A 17163-nucleotide genomic window follows, 5' to 3' on the forward strand; every position below is an offset into this window, starting at 1 on the left:
GAATCACTCAACTCCAAGCTTAAGGCATTTAGAGGCCAACTGCGTGGAGTTAGGGACATACCGTTCTTTTTCTATCGTGTATCGTTGATATTTGGGTAGGGATGCCACGGACTTTATCGGATGAGCCAAGATAGACATCTTTCCATTCACTAATTGATTGCTTTGCAAATGGACGTAATTCTGGTGGAAGCACACATAATTGAGCATTGTAGATATAAGTCGTTATACCTCTGTCGTTCAACAGAAGTACAGCTTCTCTCAACTCATTATTATAACTATATGGGTCGATCCACAAGTCTTTTAAATTCGTCTCTGCCAACCCCGTAGTTTCCATCTGCATAAAAGCTACCTGAGTGACAAATGGGAAATTATGGTAGATATAATCGGCTAATTGCGGCAAACGCTTATATGTCTGATTGTGAATAACAACTCGCAAACCTATTTGTTGCCCGAACTGTGCCAAATTATACAAACCTTGAACCGTTTTGTAAAACGTCTTAGCTCCTACTATATGGTTATGGATAGAAGCTATATCTGAAAAGATAGGAATGTCTATTTGTAAATCATGATGGTTGCAAGCTGCTAACTTTGCAGCGTAGTCAATATCAGCAAATTTCACTCCATTGGATAGTATGCTTATGGCTGCTTTAGGACATGATTTTTTTATTTGGCGTATAATCTCAAATAATCTGTCACCAATCATAGTTGGCTCACCACCAGTAATTCCGACTTCTTGTGTATTCTTATCGAACAGTTTAATCAAATCTAGATTAAAATCTGTTCTGTCCTTCTCTTGCTGCACTGGAGGTTGAGGACACATGATACAACGATGATTACAACGAGCTGTAGCAAAGATTGCATTGGATGCAGAATTGATTTCATATAGAAAACACACATCTCCATTAGGGGATATGTTTATCACATCACCTTCATTGAAGTCTGAAATGTTGTCAACTTTTATGCATGGTGTAGATATTTTGTCTGAGAAATCATGTGCTGAAATGATAGCCTTGTAACCTTTAGGCGTATTCTGCTCATTGGTCACAAGGATATATGCTGAACGGTTAAATATATTTTTACCGCTAAGTGTTACTCGTCCAAGAAGTTCCTCTGCGTTAGAGTTGTATAACGAATTTAATTGTTTCATATCTCACTATTTTATCCAAGACCAAAATATTCTATTTATCTCGGGATCATGTCTTTGAAGAAGTTCAAAGAGATAATGCATAATGGCTTTATTCTTCTTACACATCTCGTTTGTAGGACGATGACCAACCATATCTCCTTGCTCTGACATGTTTCTTACTGGGTCTGCACCACAGTAAGGTTGGAATACGCATTCTGCGCACTCCGGCAAGCATTCATTACAAGCATTACTGATTATCTCATGCAGTTTTTCTCCATTGAACATGCATTGGTATGAATCCTCATTTACATTGCCAAGTCTGAAATAATAGTTTTTGAATCGAGCCATCATTCTTCCTTCGTCAGCAACGTACACGCTGCCATCATAATCATATATTGCTCCAGCTATGCCAACACCTGCAGGAGATTGCAGGTCAACAAAGCCTGTCGCAAAAGGAGTCAGAATCCTGCGAAGAAGCAAGGCTGCATACCCCTCAACAAAGAATGTTCCTTTCTTGTTGAGTTCTATGATATAGTCCAACCCCTCTTTGTAGTTTTTTACAAAATCTTCTATTGGATAGGCTATCTTGTCCTTATGCTGTTTTGCAAAACCGTAAGGGTTTAATGCCCTTAGAAAGATATTATGGAAACCTAATCTGATGTATTCATCTATGATGTCCTTGAATCTTCCGAGGCTATACTTTGAAGTTGTCATTAAAGCGGATGCACATTCATCATCTCCCCAAATACCACGAATCATCTGTAGATTTTTCTCAAAGATAGCATGGTGGTCAAGATTTTTATTCTGGAGAGGTCTGTTTGAGTCATGCAAATCTTTTGGTCCATCCAAAGATGTAGAAATCATACAATTATGCTTCTTTAGGTACTTGACCATCTTCTCATTGAGCAAAGTAAGATTGGTGCAGATGACAAATTCTAATTCACGTTTCTTGAATAAGTTTTGCCATTCAGCTTCTTCTATGATATACTTCACCATTTCAAAATCGGTTGACGGGTCACCACCCTGAAACTCTATTTTGATACATGGAGAGGGAGACATGAAGATTGCCTTGACGATATTCTTTGCCGTCTTTTTGGTCATGTCCGCAGAATGATCTGTACTCTCATGTCTTTTTACCTGACAATAGATACAACTTGAATTACAACGTAAAGTTGGCACAACCATGTGCAAAGAAGTGAAATCTTCCAAGATACTCTTCTTTGTGCGGAATTTGGTTGCTAACATTTTTACAACATCTTCAACCTTGTCGGTCGTAGCGATTTGTTTTGACTCTATATCATAGAACAAGTCACTTGTAGGGTCAAGTTCTCCATTGACGAATTTGTGAAAGTCGTCATTCTTTAAGAATATGTATTCTCCAACATCGTTAGATAGAAGATATTCTTCCTCGTTAAATCGAGCGAAGCGGAAAGGAAGTATTTGGTATTTCATTTTTGGAGCTTTATTAGTTTGATGATTTGCCTAACAGTGTTATTTACTGTAAATGTGCCTCCTTGAGAGTCAAATCGGGGACCTTTTCCTGCCCATCTATCCATATAATAGACCTCATCTGATTTTTCGAGTTCTTTTGTCACATACTCTATAGGAATAAATAAATCTCTGTAATATGAACTACCTCCAGTATCTTTATCTACATAATAATGAATACAGATACAACATCCCTTGGCAACCAAAGGTGTTGATGTATATCCCTGCCTATAACCCCAAGTAGTTATTGTTTTATTGTATTTCTTTGAAATATCTTGAACTGCAACTCTACATTTGTGTTCTTTTGTAAGGATTTTACAGATAGCACTTTTATCTCCTGTGACTTTTTGAGGGAAAGCCATGGCACAAATGGCAGAAACGAAAATGAGCAATAATAATCTTTTCATTTCGTCACAGGTTTAAATGCTTCTTCTACAATCAAATCACGAATATGTCCATACTTCTCCGTTGTAATTTCACGAAGTTGTTGGTCAATCAAGTCATTGCAGAACTGCTTGACAATATTCTCGTCAAGCGCACTGTCTTTTGACTCAAAAATCACACAGACCTGTTTGTCATTATTTGGCATTGTATTCTGATAAACAAAGAACTTGTCTGTATATCTGTAAATAGTTGCAGTTATTGCCTTTTCACTATATAAGTTCAAGTCAATGGCTACTTGGAAACCGCCTTTGTCTGTCTTTGTGATTGGAACTTTTATACAACTCATACCAACTATTCTTCTTTTTGCCAATGGCTACCATATTGGCATGATTAATAAATGGTTGGTATATATACATGAAAACGTGGAGCCAATCCTGTCACTCGTTCCACGCAGTAAAGGCTCTGGCATCGCCCAAGTTGTCGAAACGAGCAACGCCAATACTTCGTCAAATCTCATGCAACATTCAAAATGACAAGAAAATGCGCGTAAATGCTAATATATACAGCATATAGCAGGCATTTGATAAAGTGTATAATTTGTTATTTATTTGTTACTTTACCATTAATTTTATAATTTATCATAGTTAATGGTTCGTAATTGGTTCTTGTTTTGGGTAACAAATCCAATTATTTTTCGTATCTTTGCACCGTGAGTAACAAATCTCGCAAAATGACAATAAGTAGAATAAATAACAAAGTAACATGAGAAGTAACAATGAACCTGTGCGCATACGCTACAAGGATTTGGCGAATGGCACAAAGTCGATTTATCTCGACACTTACAAAAGTGGAAAGAGGTCGTATGAGTTTTTGAAGCTTTATCTACTTCCTGAGGATGATGACAAGGCTAAGGCTGCCAATGCCGAGACCTTGCAGAAGGCAGAAGCTATCAAGAACCAACGAGTGCAAGAAATCTTGTCGGGAAAGTTGAAAACAGTGAAGGCTTCCTTGGAGCATCCTGCTTCTACAACAACTTCAAGCAAGAAGACTGCACGAGTAAGCAAGAAGGAGAAAGTCGGAAGTGCTAAAACTGGCAAAAGTGCCAATGGAAAGGAAAGTGAGGTAAACGAAGTCGTCGGAGCTGTTTCTGGCAGAGAAGGACACCAATGGAAGTTTATTGACGATGACGGTGAGGACAGAGCCATAGATGGAACAATCAAAAAACATAGAGGCAGACCCAACAAGCGTGAAGCTGTCACTCTTCGTTTCAAGAACCTTGCCAACGGCAGCAAGTCGCTCTACTTCGACATATATTATAATGGTGAGCGCAAGTACGAGTTTCTGAAGCTCTATATCAACCCAGAGATTACCGAGGCTGACAAGCAGAATAATGCCTTGGTCATGGAAACCGCAGAGCGTCTGAAAGAACGCAAGATGCGAGAGGTTGTCAATGGAGAAACTTTCACGGATCCTTCTGACGAGCTGAACCAAGTGGAGAAAGTTGAGGAATACACCAGTTCTGTGATAGTCCGTAGTCGCAAGATGCGCAATGGAGACCGTTCCCTCTTCCTTGATATATATTATGGTAAGGGACAACGTGCCTATGAGTCAGTTGGTCTTTACCTTCGTAAGGATGACAGCGAGGAGAAACACAAGGAAATCTGGAAAGAAGCTGAGAAAAAGGCCAAGGAACGCATGAAGGCATTGAAGGACGGAACCTTTGAGAAGCGTGTCGGCAGAAGAGGCTACAAGCCGCATGGAGAAGATCCCGATGCCAACGTGGACAAATACAAGGAGTATCTTGCCACTAAGAAGGTGAAGACAGAGATTGCCGTTGCAGAGACTGAGCGCAAGAGAAATTCCAAAACCAAGGAGCCTGTGAGAATCCGCTTCAAGGAACTTGCCAACGGCAACAAGTCGGTCTATCTATCCATCAATGTCAACGGTCGCCGTACCTATGATTATCTGCGCCTTTATCTCATACCAGAGGTTGACGCAGCTGCCAGGGAGCAGAACAAGCAGACGATGCAAGCAGTCTATGCCATCAAAGCACAACGCATCATGAGCATCACTAACGGTATCGCAGGGCTCAAAGACAAGTCAAGAATCAAAATGCGACTTGTGGATTGGTTGGAAATATTCCGTGACGCACAAGTGGAGCGAGGAAGACAATCTGCCCGAAACTGGGTGAACAGCGTGCTGAATGCAGTGAGAGAACACTCACCAAACGTGACACTCGCAGAGATGACCAAGGAATACTGCAATGGTTTCATGGTGTTCTTGTTGAACGACTATATCACCTACAAGCACACCCATCCGTCCAAGTCCACGGTGATGAACTATCTCAAATGCCTCAAAGCAGCCTTCAACATGGCTATTGAGGAAGAGATAATGGACGACAATCCCGTATTGCGTCTTCGCATGGATGTTCTGAAAGGTGGCGGCACCAAGCGAGAATATCTGACCGTTGACGAGGTGAAGAGACTGATTGACACCCCTTGCAAGCGTGAGGATATCAAGGCGGCGTTTCTGTTTTCATGCTTCTGCGGACTCCGTATCAGTGACGTGAAGAGTTTGAAGTGGAAAAACATCATCACCGAGGGTGACAAGACACGAGTTGAGATATTACAGTACAAGACCAAGCAGCCTCTCTATCTTCCTCTCAACAAGCAAGCCCTTCGTTGGATGCCTGAGCGTGGATCTGCGAGTGACGAGGACAAGGTGTTTCCAACACTGCCAAGCAAGAACTACGACTGCATTCCGGAATGGAGCCGTGCGGCAGGTATCAGCAAACATGTGACCTACCATGTCTCCCGCCACACGTTCGCCACGATGGAGCTGACCATGGGCGCAGACCTATACACTACAAGCAAACTTCTCGGTCATACGGAGGTGCGTACGACACAAATTTACGCAAAAATCATCAATAAGAAAAAGGACGAGGCTGTTTCCCTATTGGACAGTGCGTTCGAAGAATAAAAATGGAACATAATAATACATCAAACAACCAAGGACGAGACGACTCCTCGTTCTCTCTTTTTACCCCAATGCAATGAATGCACCTTCGCTAACGGTGTAGGTGGCATTTGCGGTATCAACAAACTGTGGCTGTTCTTCAAGGAAGCCCACGAGTGCTATCAGACGGAAGTAATAGGATGCGGTAAACTGTATCACCGCTATAAAAAGGACTTTCTCAACAGCCATTCCTATACGGACTGCCAGTATGCGGCAGGAAAGAACGAGCACAAGAAGAACTTCTACATCATGGAGGAGTTTCTTGAAGAACGTGAGGACTTAGTAGTCATATTCTTTACCAAAGTGGATTTTGAGTATCATGACTACAAGGCTCTTCATCACAAGTTCAACACCACGGAGCCGCCTCCAAACGGTCAGTATCTCCATGGTAAACCACCGTCAATATTACAAACAGCACAAGACACCAAACCGAAACAGGACTTTCAATGTTATTTTGATTCTACTCAGTTGAACCTCATTGCGCGCCATGCCAATGAGGTTCATTTGTTCTCAGCCGATGTGTCGGAAGAGGATATGCGGAAACTCTTCTCGTGCCAAGTCAGCAAGCAGCTAAAGGCGAGAAGCAACAGACGTGTGGCATTCTTCTTTGACATGCTCTGCAGCAAGAACTTGATTTGCAAGCAATGGCAATCGGTCATTGCCAAGCATAAACTCATCCTGTCTTCATCAACAGACAAGCCACTTACGACAACCAAGTTGTCCTCAGCAACCAGTGATGCTAAAGGTACCAACGCCAGCATCTATGAGGCTATCCGTAAGAAAGTGCAAGAAATAGCAGATTGCGGTAAAAATGACAGCAAGGACACCATCTGACAGATGAAAACCTTGACAGTTGGCTTGATAGTCGGTTGACAGTCAAGCGCACTACCATCCGATTGGGCAGAAATGCCCTTACCTTTGCCCTCCGTAATCAGAAACCTGGTTATGGAGGGCGACCTCGTTATGTGTAACGATAAATAAAATTACGACAATGATTGGACAGACAACAAATCAGGCAAACAATCCACCAAAGGATGGCACTATCCTACCGCCAACGATAGACGTGGATAAACACGAGTTGACAGAACAAGAACTGGCAGATATGACACCAATGAGACTTGCCGAGCGCATTCAACAAATGGAAGAAGCATTCAAGCTGCTTGGGCCAGTGGAGGATGTGCTGAACCGCATCAAGTGCTTGGAGAAATGGCTCTTTGCAGGAAAAGACGTGCTCACCCTTGATGAGGCAAGCGTATTCCTTGACGCTTCAAAGAGTCAGCTTTACAAACTGACACGCACTTTTGCCATTCCCCATTACAAACCAAACGGCAAGACCATCTATTTCAGCAAGGAAGAACTGGTGGAATGGATCAAAAAGCACCCTGTGAAAACAAAAGAGGTGTATGAGCAGGATGCCATACGCTATGTGATGAACAAACCCTTGAAGAGCAGATGACGATGGAAGAAATGAACGACATGAGCCTCCTTGAAGGCGAAGCGGACAATGCTGATTTGTTGGAAAAGTTGCTGAAGGCATCGCTTATCCATGCGGACGAGACCTACCAGACACCGCCACAGATAATATGGGTGGACAACTCTACCATAGCCACGCTTGGCAACTTCAGTGCCTCCACAGGCAAGGCGAAGAGCCGAAAGACGTTCAACGTGTCCGCTTTGGTAGCTGCCTCGCTTGCTAACGGAAAGGTGCTGCAATATACGGCAAAACTACCCGATGACAAGCGTAAGATACTCTACGTTGATACGGAGCAGAGCCGTTTCCACTGTCACAGCGTGATGCAGCGCATCCTCCGGCTTGCAGGATTGCCCGACAACATGAACAGTGAGAACCTTGTGTTCTTCGGACTGCGAGAGTACAGTCCCAACCTCAGACTGCGGTTGATAGAATATGCCTTGCAGACACAAAAGGGTTTTGGCTTGGTCATCATTGACGGCATAAGGGACTTGATGCTCGACATAAACAATCCGAGCGAGTCTGTCCATATCATCAACAAACTGATGCAGTGGTCAAGCCGTTATGACCTGCACATCCATTGCGTCCTGCACTTGAACAAGGGTGATGACAATGTAAGAGGTCACATTGGCACGGAACTCAGTAACAAGGCAGAGACGGTACTGGTGATTAGCAAGAGCAACTCGATGGCGAATGTGAGTGAAGTGAAACCGCTCAACATCCGAGACAAGGACTTTGCGCCCTTTGCGTTCCAAATCAACAAGGAGGGGTTGCCAGAGATTGCCAAGGACTATGTGGTTGACTCCACCACTGCCAAGCAACCGAAGATGACAATAGCCGACATTACCGATGAGCAGCATGACAAGGCACTTGGAATGGCTTTCGGCAAGAAAGTGGTGTCAGGCTATGAGAATGTGATAAACGCATTGACGAAAGGATATACAGCTATTGGTTTTGCCAGAGGTAGAACAGTGATGTCAAAGTTGCTGACCTTCCTATTGAAGAGCAAACTGGTGGTGAAGTATGGCAACAACGAGTATTGCAGGGTGAAGGATTATCCTTCGCTTCCGCTGCTTGAAGAGCAGGAGATGAAGAAGTGAGGATGAAGTGAAAATCACTTCAAAAACCACTTCATTCACCTCGGTGTATATATAATAGTAGAACGGACGGATTTTGTGAAGTGGCATCATATATAACTACATAGACATACGACAAAATGACTTCACAAAACCGTTCATTCACTCTGGTGTATATATAATAAGCGCACGAATGAACAAAAAAATGAATGAAAGATGAACATACAACAAGCAAAGGAAATCAAACTCACGGACTATCTGAGCGCATTGGGACATCAGCCCAAACGATGCAGCAAGTCCACCTCTTATTATCTGTCGCCATTGCATGCGGAGACAAAGCCATCGTTCAAGGTGAACTTCAGCCGAAACCAATGGTATGACTTTGCTCTTGGCAAGGGTGGCAATATCATTGCTCTTGCTCAACTTCTCTACAATACGGATGATGTGGGTACGGCATTGCAGCATATAGCAGCGGACATGAACAATCCAAAGCCCACAATGGCAAAACTACCCATACCGACACAAGTAGAGACAGACAAGATGGACAAGGTGCACATCCAAGACCTGTCCTACCCTGTACTTATGTCGTATCTGCGTTCACGCCATGTGGATGCGGACATAGGTAAACGCTATTGCAAGGAGATTTGGTACACGTTCAAGGGCAAGCGGTATTTTGGCATAGCCTTTCCGAATATCAGGGATGGTTATGAGCTGCGTAACCCATATTATAAAGGTTGTTTGGGCGAGAAAGACATATCCTTGATACATTCACAGCAAGTTGGAGTGCAGGACAGATGCTGCATCTTCGAGGGGTTTATGGACTTTCTTTCGTACAAGACTTTGGAAAAGCGAGGCGACAATGTGATTTGCATACAAGAGCCATGTGATTATATTGTACTGAACTCCATCAGTAACCTTGGAAAATGTATGGAACGATTGGCGTGCTACACTGCTATCCATTGTTATCTTGATAATGACCAAGCAGGAACGATGGCTACCCATACAATCATGGAGCGTTATCAAAACAAGGCAATCAACGAAGCTATACGATATGCAGAATACAAGGATGTCAATGATTATCTGATAGGCAGAAAATCCATTATTCCGCATAAAGAGGATGTATAAAGCGATAATTTTCTACGGAGAAAGTCAATATTCTCCGTAGAAAACTGTCGTTTGCGTGATTTTTGCGTAGATTTCCGTACAAACATACTACACTTTTGAAAATATGTAGTAACTTTGTACAGAATTAAAGATGCAAATCATGGAAAAGTGTATGACAAATCCAAAATCTGAAGGCTATATCTCTGCAAAAGATATGGCAGGAAGAGCTGCATACTATAAAGTATTGCAAGCTGCCAAGAATGGCGAACTCACCAGAATAAAAAGAGGTGTGTATGCAACCGATGACCATTTAGCAAGTCAAATGCTTGATGTGGAAAAGGTTGTTCCTGGTGGTGTGTTGTGTCTGTATTCCGCTTGGTCACATTATCAGATGACTACACAAGTACCACAAGAATATTGTCTTGCAATAAAAAGAGGCCGAAAAATCACCCTTCCAGATTATCCCCCAATCACACTATACCATTGGAGTGATACCGCCTTTAACCTTGGAATTACGAATACAGAGATTGAGGGGTTCAAGGTGAGGATATATGATGTTGAGAAATGTGTCTGTGATGCTGTAAAGTATAGAAACAAAATTGGCATAGATGTCTGTACGGAGATTATAAAGGAATATCTTAAACGCAGAGACCGCAATGTCAGCAAACTGATGAAATATGCCTCACAACTGAGAGTTGCCAAAACATTGGGAACATATCTACAAATGGAACTATAAAATAATAAATATGACGATATAGCGGGTATGCACTGGTGGATGGTGGATCATATTCACTATCTGCCAGCCATGATATATGCAGTATTGTTGATAGATATAGTATCAATCGTTGTCATCATCAAACATAGCAAAGGACTGGGGCAAGACGAGATATTGGCACGACTAAAAACAGGATGTGGTGTGGCAGTGTTCCTGCTTTGGATGCTGCTGGTGTATTATATAGCATCTCTGCTTTGGTAAAGGAGATATGGGACAGAGCAAAAAACAGAGCCATGCCTATTACGGCATGGCTCAAATAATATAATGTAATAAGTTTACGTCAAGCCACTAAATCCTTAAACAATTTAATAGTTTCTGGAGAATCCTTTTGGCTCCAAGGTACATATCCACAGCCATATGTTTTAAGAGCCTCAATATATTCCGGTTTCAACTTTATGGCCAAATCATTAACGATAGCTAAGCTACTTACTTTTTTTCCTGTTTGTTCCTCACGAACCGGCTTAATGTCATTCCAAGTGAAGAGGAAATTTGGAACATTGATTTTATTCAAAGAATTAAATGACTTAACAACAGTTTCCTTTTTTCTTCCAGCAAACTGAAAATCAAAAGTAAATTCTATGCCTGTACTTCCTTTAGTTATGAACTGAGGTGTGTAAACAAGATCATGTTTGTCGAAAAAGCTTTTTACATCTTCTTTGAATATTGTTGCCACATTATTTTGTGCCAGCACTTCCATTTCAGAGATTTCCAACATTGCACAGAGCAAACCATGTTTCTTTTGTGAGAAATTCTCAATAGTTGCCACAGTGCGAAGTTCATTATCTTCTAGCGATACACCATAATTTCGAAGAATGTAATCAACCCATTCTTTTCTTTTTGCGGAGCGACTAATATTTACACCTAATTGGTTTAGGTTTTCAAAAGTAACTCCATCATCACTCATCTCGATTTCGTCTCCGTCTTTTCGGAGGTAAATTTCAAGAGGATCATTGTAGGCACCCAAGAACGGAGTGGACATGACACTCCATCCTGTGGTTTCATCAGTGCGAACCTTCGCACGTTCACGTAACCACTTGTAGTAGTCTGTAATACTGTCTTCTATCCAACTCATATTAAACTTTGTTGTGCCATAATTGGCGTTGTTATATTTATGTATTTAGCAAAACATTGAATAGCTGAACCGGCATCAATATGATTCTGCTCGTCAACTATAGACTTTACGCTATAATTTATTTCATTTAAAGGAATAGCCCATTGTAAGTTTTTATACCCTGCAATATTAAAATGAGCATGAGGACCAGAGATTTCCTTTCCTGCAAAACGTTTAAGTTCGTCTGGAACATCCACGGTTGCTATTGCAGGATTTGGATGAATAGAATCATTGGAAACATAATCCACACGAAATATCCCCACATGTGAATCTTTCTCTAAGACATGCAAACTCAATTTAATTAATTCTTTGGAACTTCTGTTGATTGTCCATGAAAACAAGAATTCCTCATCATGTGAACGTAATGTAATATTTTCATGTAAACCGGGTATACAGTCTATTTGTTTAGATGCACAGACAGTCTTACCATCACTCTCTAAAATAACTTTGGGAGTGCTGATTAAATCCATTGCTTGCTTAAAAGTAAATTCCGTTACTGCCATAATTCATCTATTGTTAGATTACACATACTTGACCTTGCAAAAATAATAATTATTTTTGAGATAACAATAACAGATGCCTAATATTTATAATTAATTAAGGTACGAGTGGAAGATTACGTATTGTTATCTTTTCAGAAACCGACAAACTAGCTACTTAAACCTCTTGTAACTGAAAATATGAAAAAACAGGTTGCTAAAGCTGTTTAAAGTATGATTTAGAGTATGATGTATGGTTATAATTTGAATATATCTTAAACTTTGATAGCCATACTTTACAAAATTCTTTTATGTCGGATTTTACTCTTTACTTTGCACTCGCAACTGGCACTTTTGCCACTACATAGAGTATAAATCATCAATAAAACAAAGTATTATATGAGTCCATTTTTGATATTCGCCATCAGTCTTACCATTGCATACGCTATCTACTATGCGGTGATGATAACGAGAGATCTGTATGGCAAGAAGGAAGAAGCCAAAAGCAACGAGGAAGTATTTGACATCAGCAACATAACGGAAGAGGAAGCCGCAGTAGCCGTCAACGAAAGTGATGGTGGCTTTAGTGTTGCCGACAAGCAATACGACACAGGTTTCCAAGACGGCACATCATACGATGAGGGCTATGGTATGGGAACAGAGAACAACGGAATGAGTGATTATTCTCCAGAAACGGATTCTTCCGGCAGAGAAGATGATGTTGATGAAGACGAAGGAAATGATGTCAACCAACAGAAGCCGAAGAACACAGCCGAGTCGTTGCAGGAAAAGATGGATGGGCAGATGGAGTCCACTTCTCCCATATGGATAGACGGACTATGGCAGGACGACTTCACGGAGAGCCTATTGAAACAAGGCGAGACAAAGCCAGGACAACCAAACATCAAAACAATACCAGTCAAGGATGAAATTTAGCCATATCATAAAGAATGTAGTAAGTTCCTTTGTCTTTGCGCTGCTCCCCCTGTCAGCATCAGCCAAATGCGGTAATGTGGACTATAGCTGGGGAGCAGACGCACTAGCAGGGATGCACGACTATGTGGTGACGATGATGCTGTATGTGCTGTATCTGACATACGCTGTCGCTGCTGTGATGGTGATTATATCCGCTTTGCAGATATACATCAAGATGAACACAGGGGAAGATGGAGTTACCAAGTCCATACTGACGCTGATAGGAGCCTGTCTGTTTATGATAGGCGCATCCATCCTGTTCCCAGCATTCTTTGGCTACCAGATTTAAGACTCAACTGCAGAAGAGTATATCATGTGAAAGCGACAACACCTTTCTATATAATTATAATAAGGTGTTTCCAAACGAATCATTAACAAGTAAAACAAGAAAGAATGTTTAAGAAAACAACGAACTATTTGAAGAAGACCGCCAAGAGCGTTCTCTCTTCAGGACGCTTGAAGACATTGGCATTTATGCTCCTTGTGGGCGGTGGCATTGCCATGGCGCAAAACTCGGCAGGTGACTACACAGCAGGAACCACTGCCTTGACAACTGTGACAGAGGAAATAGCCAAATACGTGCCTATTGTGGTCAAGCTCTGTTATGCCATTGCAGGTGTTGTTGCCGTAGTGGGTGCCATCAGCGTTTACATCGCTATGAACAATGAGGAGCAGGATGTCAAGAAAAAGATCATGATGATTGTAGGAGCATGTATCTTCCTCGTGGCAGCAGCACAGGCATTGCCATTGTTCTTCGGTGTGACCAACTAACGAGTGAGAGTTATTCCGTGCATATTCAGTAAGTGAGAAACGACGTGAAGAATGGCAAGAGAAGAGCAGGAAATCCGCTACCCCGATTACCCACTGTTCAAGGGACTCCAGAAGCCCCTTGAATTCATGGGAATACAAGGGCGGTATATCTATTGGGCAGCAGCCACGGCAGGAGGAGCCATCATCGGCTTCATTGCCGCCTACTGTCTGATGGGTATTATTGCAGGACTGATAGTGTTGGTCGTGGCAATCACTACGGGTGTAGGTCTCATCATGTTCAAGCAACGGAAGGGACTGCATACCAAGAAGAACGACCAAGGAGTGTTTATCTATGCCTACAGCAAGCGCATATAAAAATGTGAAAAAAAAAAGTATCGACATGACCAAGATGTGGATGACAAGTAGAAAGTGAACGACTGGTAGGCTCATTCTCCCCCAAGGGTGTGGGTCTACCTTTATTTGTTTCAGCGAAAGTATCGCATCTTTGACATAAAAGAATGGTTATGAGCATGAAAGCAAAGAACATTATCATTATGGCATTGGCTGGCATATTGCTGACCGCATGCAAGGACAAGACCTACAAGCTACCCACATTGGATGCCATGAGGAGTGCTGACAAGGCAAGAGCTACTTGGGCGAGAGAGGCAGAAGAACATCCTGCGACCGTGGAAACACAAACAAGCAGGATGGATTCCACTGCAAAGGATAGTGTATCAACCCTTTATGGCGAAGAAAGCTACAATACCTCTTATCAAGAGAATGACAACAAATCATCCAGTATGGGAGAAAATCATCAATCATCCGAAGAAACAGAAGAATAAACGAATATGGTACTATATGTAATCTTATTTTTCGTGGCAATCTGCATTGGCATGGCCATATCGGTCTATGCCTTTGGTACTGGTGGCAAGCGGAAGAAAATCTTTCAGGACATCTACTTCTCCGTGGAAGACACGGACGGTATCGGTGTGCTCTATACAAAGACTGGAGAGTATTCTGCCATCCTGAGAATGGAGAACCCAGTGCAGAAGTATTCTGCCAATATAGACAGCTATTATGAGTTCACCAATCTGTTTGCTGCCATCGCACAGACTCTGGGTGAAGGCTATGCCCTACACAAGCAGGACATCTTTACCAGAAAGCAGTTTGAGGATGAGAGTGGCAAGGGGCATGAGTTCCTAACAGAATCCTACTTCCGCTATTTCAACGGAAGAGAATATACAGACAGCATGACCTATCTGACCATTACGCAGGAGAACAAGAAGAGTCGTCTGATGTCTTTCGACAACAAGAAATGGCGAGATTTCTTAGTGAAAATCAGAAAGGTGCAAGACCAGCTGAAGGATGCCGGTATCAAATCAGAGTTCTTAAACAAACAAGAGGCAAGTCTGTATGTTGACCGTTTCTTTGCCATGAACTTCCGTGACAAGATGGTGAGCATGACAGGATTCAAGGTGGATGACGAGATGATAGGTATGGGTGACAGACGCTGTAAGGTATATAGTCTTGTGGATGTGGATTGCGCCAACTTGCCGACACAAATCCGTCCGTTTACCAACATCGAGGTGAACAACACAAGTATGCCAGTGGATCTGGTAGCATTGGTGGACAGCATTCCTGGTGTGGAGAGTGTGGTGTATAACCAAATCATCTTTGTGCCGAATCAGAAGCGTGAGCTTGCCATGCTCGACAAAAAGAAGAACCGCCATGCCAGCATGCCGAACCCAAGCAATCTGATAGCCGTAGAGGACATCAAGCGAGTGCAGGAGGTGATAGCGAGAGAAAACAAGCAGCTGGTATATACCCACTATAATCTGATAGTGACGGTGAAGCCAGACACGGATATACAAAAGTGTACCAACCATCTGGAGAATGCCTTTGGCAGGATGGGCATCCATATTTCGAAGCGAGCCTACAACCAGTTGGAACTGTTTGTCAACTCATTTCCCGGCAACTGCTATGGGATGAATGCCGACTACGATCGATTCATGACCTTGGGCGATGCTGCCACCTGCCTGATGTACAAGGAGAAGATTGTGCATAGCGAGGACACGCCATTCAAGGTCTATTATACCGACCGTCAAGGAGTGCCAGTGGCCATCGACATATCAGGGAAAGAGGGACGAAATAAGCTGACTGACAACAGCAACTTCTTTGTCCTCGGTCCTTCGGGAAGCGGCAAGAGCTTTTATGTTAACTCCATGGTGCGCCAAGCCCATGAGCAGGACACCGACATCGTGCTGGTAGATACAGGTAACTCGTATGAGGGACTGTGTGAATACTTCGGCGGAAAATACATTTCCTATACCGAGGAGCATCCTATCACGATGAACCCTTTCAAAATCAAGCGAGAGGAATGGAACATCGAGAAGTTGGGATTCCTGAAAAACCTCGTGATGCTGATATGGAAAGGAAGTCAAGGCACGGTGAGCAAGACCGAGGACAGGTTGATAGAGCAAGTCATCAACGAGTATTACGATGCCTATTTCACCACCAAGCGAGTGAGCAACCTCTGTTTCAATACTTTCTATGAGTTCAGTACTGAGCGACTGCCGAAGATATGCGAGGAGAACGGTCTGCATGGCATAGACCTGTCATCCTACAACTATCTGTTGAAGGACTTCTATAAAGGAGGCAGCCATGATGTAACGCTGAATGAGAACATGGACAGCAGTCTGTTTGATGAGACCTTCATCGTCTTCGAAATCGACAGTATCAAGGATGATCCACTGCTTTTTCCACTGGTGACGCTCATCATCATGGACGTCTTCCTGCAGAAGATGCGTATCAAAAAGAACCGAAAGATGCTCATCATCGAGGAGGCATGGAAAGCCATCGCCTCGCCCATGATGGCGGAATACATAAAATATCTGTATAAGACCGCCAGAAAATTCTGGGCAAGTGTGGGTGTGGTGACACAAGAGATACAGGACATCATCGGCAGCGAGATAGTGAAGGAAGCCATCATCAACAACTCGGATGTGGTGATGCTGCTCGACCAGAGCAAGTTCAAGGAACGCTTTGACACCATCAAGGCGATACTCGGTTTGACCGATGTGGACTGCAAGAAGATATTCACCATCAACCGTTTGGAGAATAAGGAAGGACGCAGCTTCTTTCGTGAAGTGTTCATCAGACGAGGACAGACTAGCAATGTGTATGGTGTGGAAGAACCTCATGAGTGCTATATGACCTACACCACGGAACGAGCGGAGAAGGAAGCATTAAAACTCTACAAGCGAGAGTTGAAATGCAACCACCAACAAGCTATCGAAGCCTATTGCAGGGATTGGGATGCAAGTGGTATCAGCAAGAGCCTCGCTTTTGCTCAAAAGGTAAATCAGGCAGGAAAAGTACTGAATTTAGGGAACAAAAATAAAAAGTAATC

At 42.7% G+C, this 17163-nt stretch carries 19 protein-coding genes; 12 read left to right on the plus strand and 7 right to left on the minus strand.

Features of this window, described 5'->3' with window-relative positions; genetic code table 11:
* Positions 1-49: 49 nt before the first annotated feature.
* The 4 genes from hxsC to hxsD are packed head-to-tail and all read right to left on the minus strand — an operon-like array spanning position 50 to position 3368.
* Positions 50-1147: a His-Xaa-Ser system radical SAM maturase HxsC gene (gene hxsC / locus CHL74_RS10025; RefSeq protein WP_094881024.1), complete on the minus strand. Its 1098-nt coding sequence runs from the start codon at positions 1145-1147 to the stop codon at positions 50-52.
* A 6-nt stretch (positions 1148-1153) separates the two neighbouring features.
* Positions 1154-2578 carry a His-Xaa-Ser system radical SAM maturase HxsB gene (gene hxsB, locus CHL74_RS10030; RefSeq protein ID WP_094881025.1) on the minus strand — a complete coding sequence of 475 codons (1425 nt, stop codon included), beginning with the start codon at positions 2576-2578 and terminating at the stop codon, positions 1154-1156.
* Entirely contained in the window at positions 2575-3021 is a 447-nt protein-coding gene (locus CHL74_RS10035; protein ID WP_094881026.1) for a hypothetical protein, read from the minus strand. Before CHL74_RS10035 ends, hxsB begins: the two co-directional genes overlap by 4 nt.
* Positions 3018-3368: a His-Xaa-Ser system protein HxsD gene (hxsD, locus tag CHL74_RS10040; RefSeq protein ID WP_254923269.1), complete on the minus strand. Its 351-nt coding sequence runs from the start codon at positions 3366-3368 to the stop codon at positions 3018-3020. Before hxsD ends, CHL74_RS10035 begins: the two co-directional genes overlap by 4 nt.
* A 392-nt stretch (positions 3369-3760) precedes the next feature.
* Here hxsD and CHL74_RS10060 point away from each other — a divergent pair, with 392 nt between their 5' ends.
* Positions 3761-5977, plus strand: a complete 2217-nt coding sequence (locus CHL74_RS10060; RefSeq protein WP_441339048.1) for a site-specific integrase — start codon at positions 3761-3763, stop codon at positions 5975-5977.
* A gap of 60 nt (positions 5978-6037) precedes the next feature.
* Here CHL74_RS10060 and CHL74_RS16255 read toward each other — a convergent pair whose 3' ends face one another.
* Entirely contained in the window at positions 6038-6172 is a 135-nt protein-coding gene (locus tag CHL74_RS16255; protein ID WP_254923270.1) for a hypothetical protein, read from the minus strand.
* A gap of 90 nt (positions 6173-6262) precedes the next feature.
* On the opposite strand from CHL74_RS16255, the gene CHL74_RS10065 reads away from it, so the two are divergent.
* The 5 genes from CHL74_RS10065 to CHL74_RS10085 all read left to right on the plus strand — a co-directional run bounded on the left by CHL74_RS10065 (position 6263) and on the right by CHL74_RS10085 (position 10400).
* Positions 6263-6847: a hypothetical protein gene (locus tag CHL74_RS10065; RefSeq protein ID WP_094881028.1), complete on the plus strand. Its 585-nt coding sequence runs from the start codon at positions 6263-6265 to the stop codon at positions 6845-6847.
* A gap of 157 nt (positions 6848-7004) precedes the next feature.
* Positions 7005-7469: a helix-turn-helix domain-containing protein gene (locus tag CHL74_RS10070; protein WP_010537131.1), complete on the plus strand. Its 465-nt coding sequence runs from the start codon at positions 7005-7007 to the stop codon at positions 7467-7469.
* Between the two features lie 2 nt (positions 7470-7471).
* Positions 7472-8584: an AAA family ATPase gene (locus CHL74_RS10075; RefSeq protein WP_441339050.1), complete on the plus strand. Its 1113-nt coding sequence runs from the start codon at positions 7472-7474 to the stop codon at positions 8582-8584.
* A 192-nt stretch (positions 8585-8776) separates the two neighbouring features.
* Positions 8777-9685, plus strand: a complete 909-nt coding sequence (locus CHL74_RS10080) for a toprim domain-containing protein (RefSeq protein ID WP_094881030.1) — start codon at positions 8777-8779, stop codon at positions 9683-9685.
* 151 nt (positions 9686-9836) lie between these two features.
* The gene (locus CHL74_RS10085) at positions 9837-10400 is read left to right on the plus strand and encodes a type IV toxin-antitoxin system AbiEi family antitoxin domain-containing protein (RefSeq protein ID WP_094881057.1); all 564 of its coding nucleotides are present in this window, start codon (positions 9837-9839) and stop codon (positions 10398-10400) included.
* Positions 10401-10719: 319 nt separating this feature from the next.
* Here CHL74_RS10085 and CHL74_RS10095 read toward each other — a convergent pair whose 3' ends face one another.
* Together CHL74_RS10095 and CHL74_RS10100 are read right to left on the minus strand one after the other, a co-directional pair.
* Positions 10720-11511 (minus strand): DUF1828 domain-containing protein, encoded by a 792-nt coding sequence (locus CHL74_RS10095; RefSeq protein ID WP_094881032.1) that lies wholly within the window; start codon positions 11509-11511, stop codon positions 10720-10722.
* Positions 11508-12053, minus strand: coding sequence for a DUF6978 family protein (locus CHL74_RS10100; RefSeq protein ID WP_094881033.1), 546 nt, complete (start codon positions 12051-12053; stop codon positions 11508-11510). Before CHL74_RS10100 ends, CHL74_RS10095 begins: the two co-directional genes overlap by 4 nt.
* Before the next feature lie 375 nt (positions 12054-12428).
* Here CHL74_RS10100 and CHL74_RS10105 point away from each other — a divergent pair, with 375 nt between their 5' ends.
* The 6 genes from CHL74_RS10105 to CHL74_RS10130 all read left to right on the plus strand — a co-directional run bounded on the left by CHL74_RS10105 (position 12429) and on the right by CHL74_RS10130 (position 17161).
* Positions 12429-12965 carry a hypothetical protein gene (locus CHL74_RS10105; RefSeq protein ID WP_094881034.1) on the plus strand — a complete coding sequence of 179 codons (537 nt, stop codon included), beginning with the start codon at positions 12429-12431 and terminating at the stop codon, positions 12963-12965.
* The gene (locus tag CHL74_RS10110; RefSeq protein WP_010537137.1) at positions 12955-13293 is read left to right on the plus strand and encodes a DUF4134 domain-containing protein; all 339 of its coding nucleotides are present in this window, start codon (positions 12955-12957) and stop codon (positions 13291-13293) included. Before CHL74_RS10105 ends, CHL74_RS10110 begins: the two co-directional genes overlap by 11 nt.
* Before the next feature lie 104 nt (positions 13294-13397).
* Positions 13398-13775, plus strand: a complete 378-nt coding sequence (locus CHL74_RS10115; RefSeq protein WP_094881035.1) for a DUF4134 domain-containing protein — start codon at positions 13398-13400, stop codon at positions 13773-13775.
* A 51-nt stretch (positions 13776-13826) separates the two neighbouring features.
* Positions 13827-14129: a hypothetical protein gene (locus CHL74_RS10120; RefSeq protein WP_010537139.1), complete on the plus strand. Its 303-nt coding sequence runs from the start codon at positions 13827-13829 to the stop codon at positions 14127-14129.
* A 155-nt stretch (positions 14130-14284) separates the two neighbouring features.
* Positions 14285-14596, plus strand: a complete 312-nt coding sequence (locus CHL74_RS10125; RefSeq protein WP_141241297.1) for a hypothetical protein — start codon at positions 14285-14287, stop codon at positions 14594-14596.
* A gap of 6 nt (positions 14597-14602) precedes the next feature.
* On the plus strand, positions 14603-17161 hold the full coding sequence (locus tag CHL74_RS10130; protein ID WP_094881037.1) for a TraG family conjugative transposon ATPase: 2559 nt from the start codon (positions 14603-14605) through the stop codon (positions 17159-17161).
* The last annotated feature ends 2 nt before the right edge of the window (positions 17162-17163 follow it).

This window comes from Prevotella sp. 885 (assembly GCF_002265625.1).
Lineage (GTDB): Bacteria > Bacteroidota > Bacteroidia > Bacteroidales > Bacteroidaceae > Prevotella.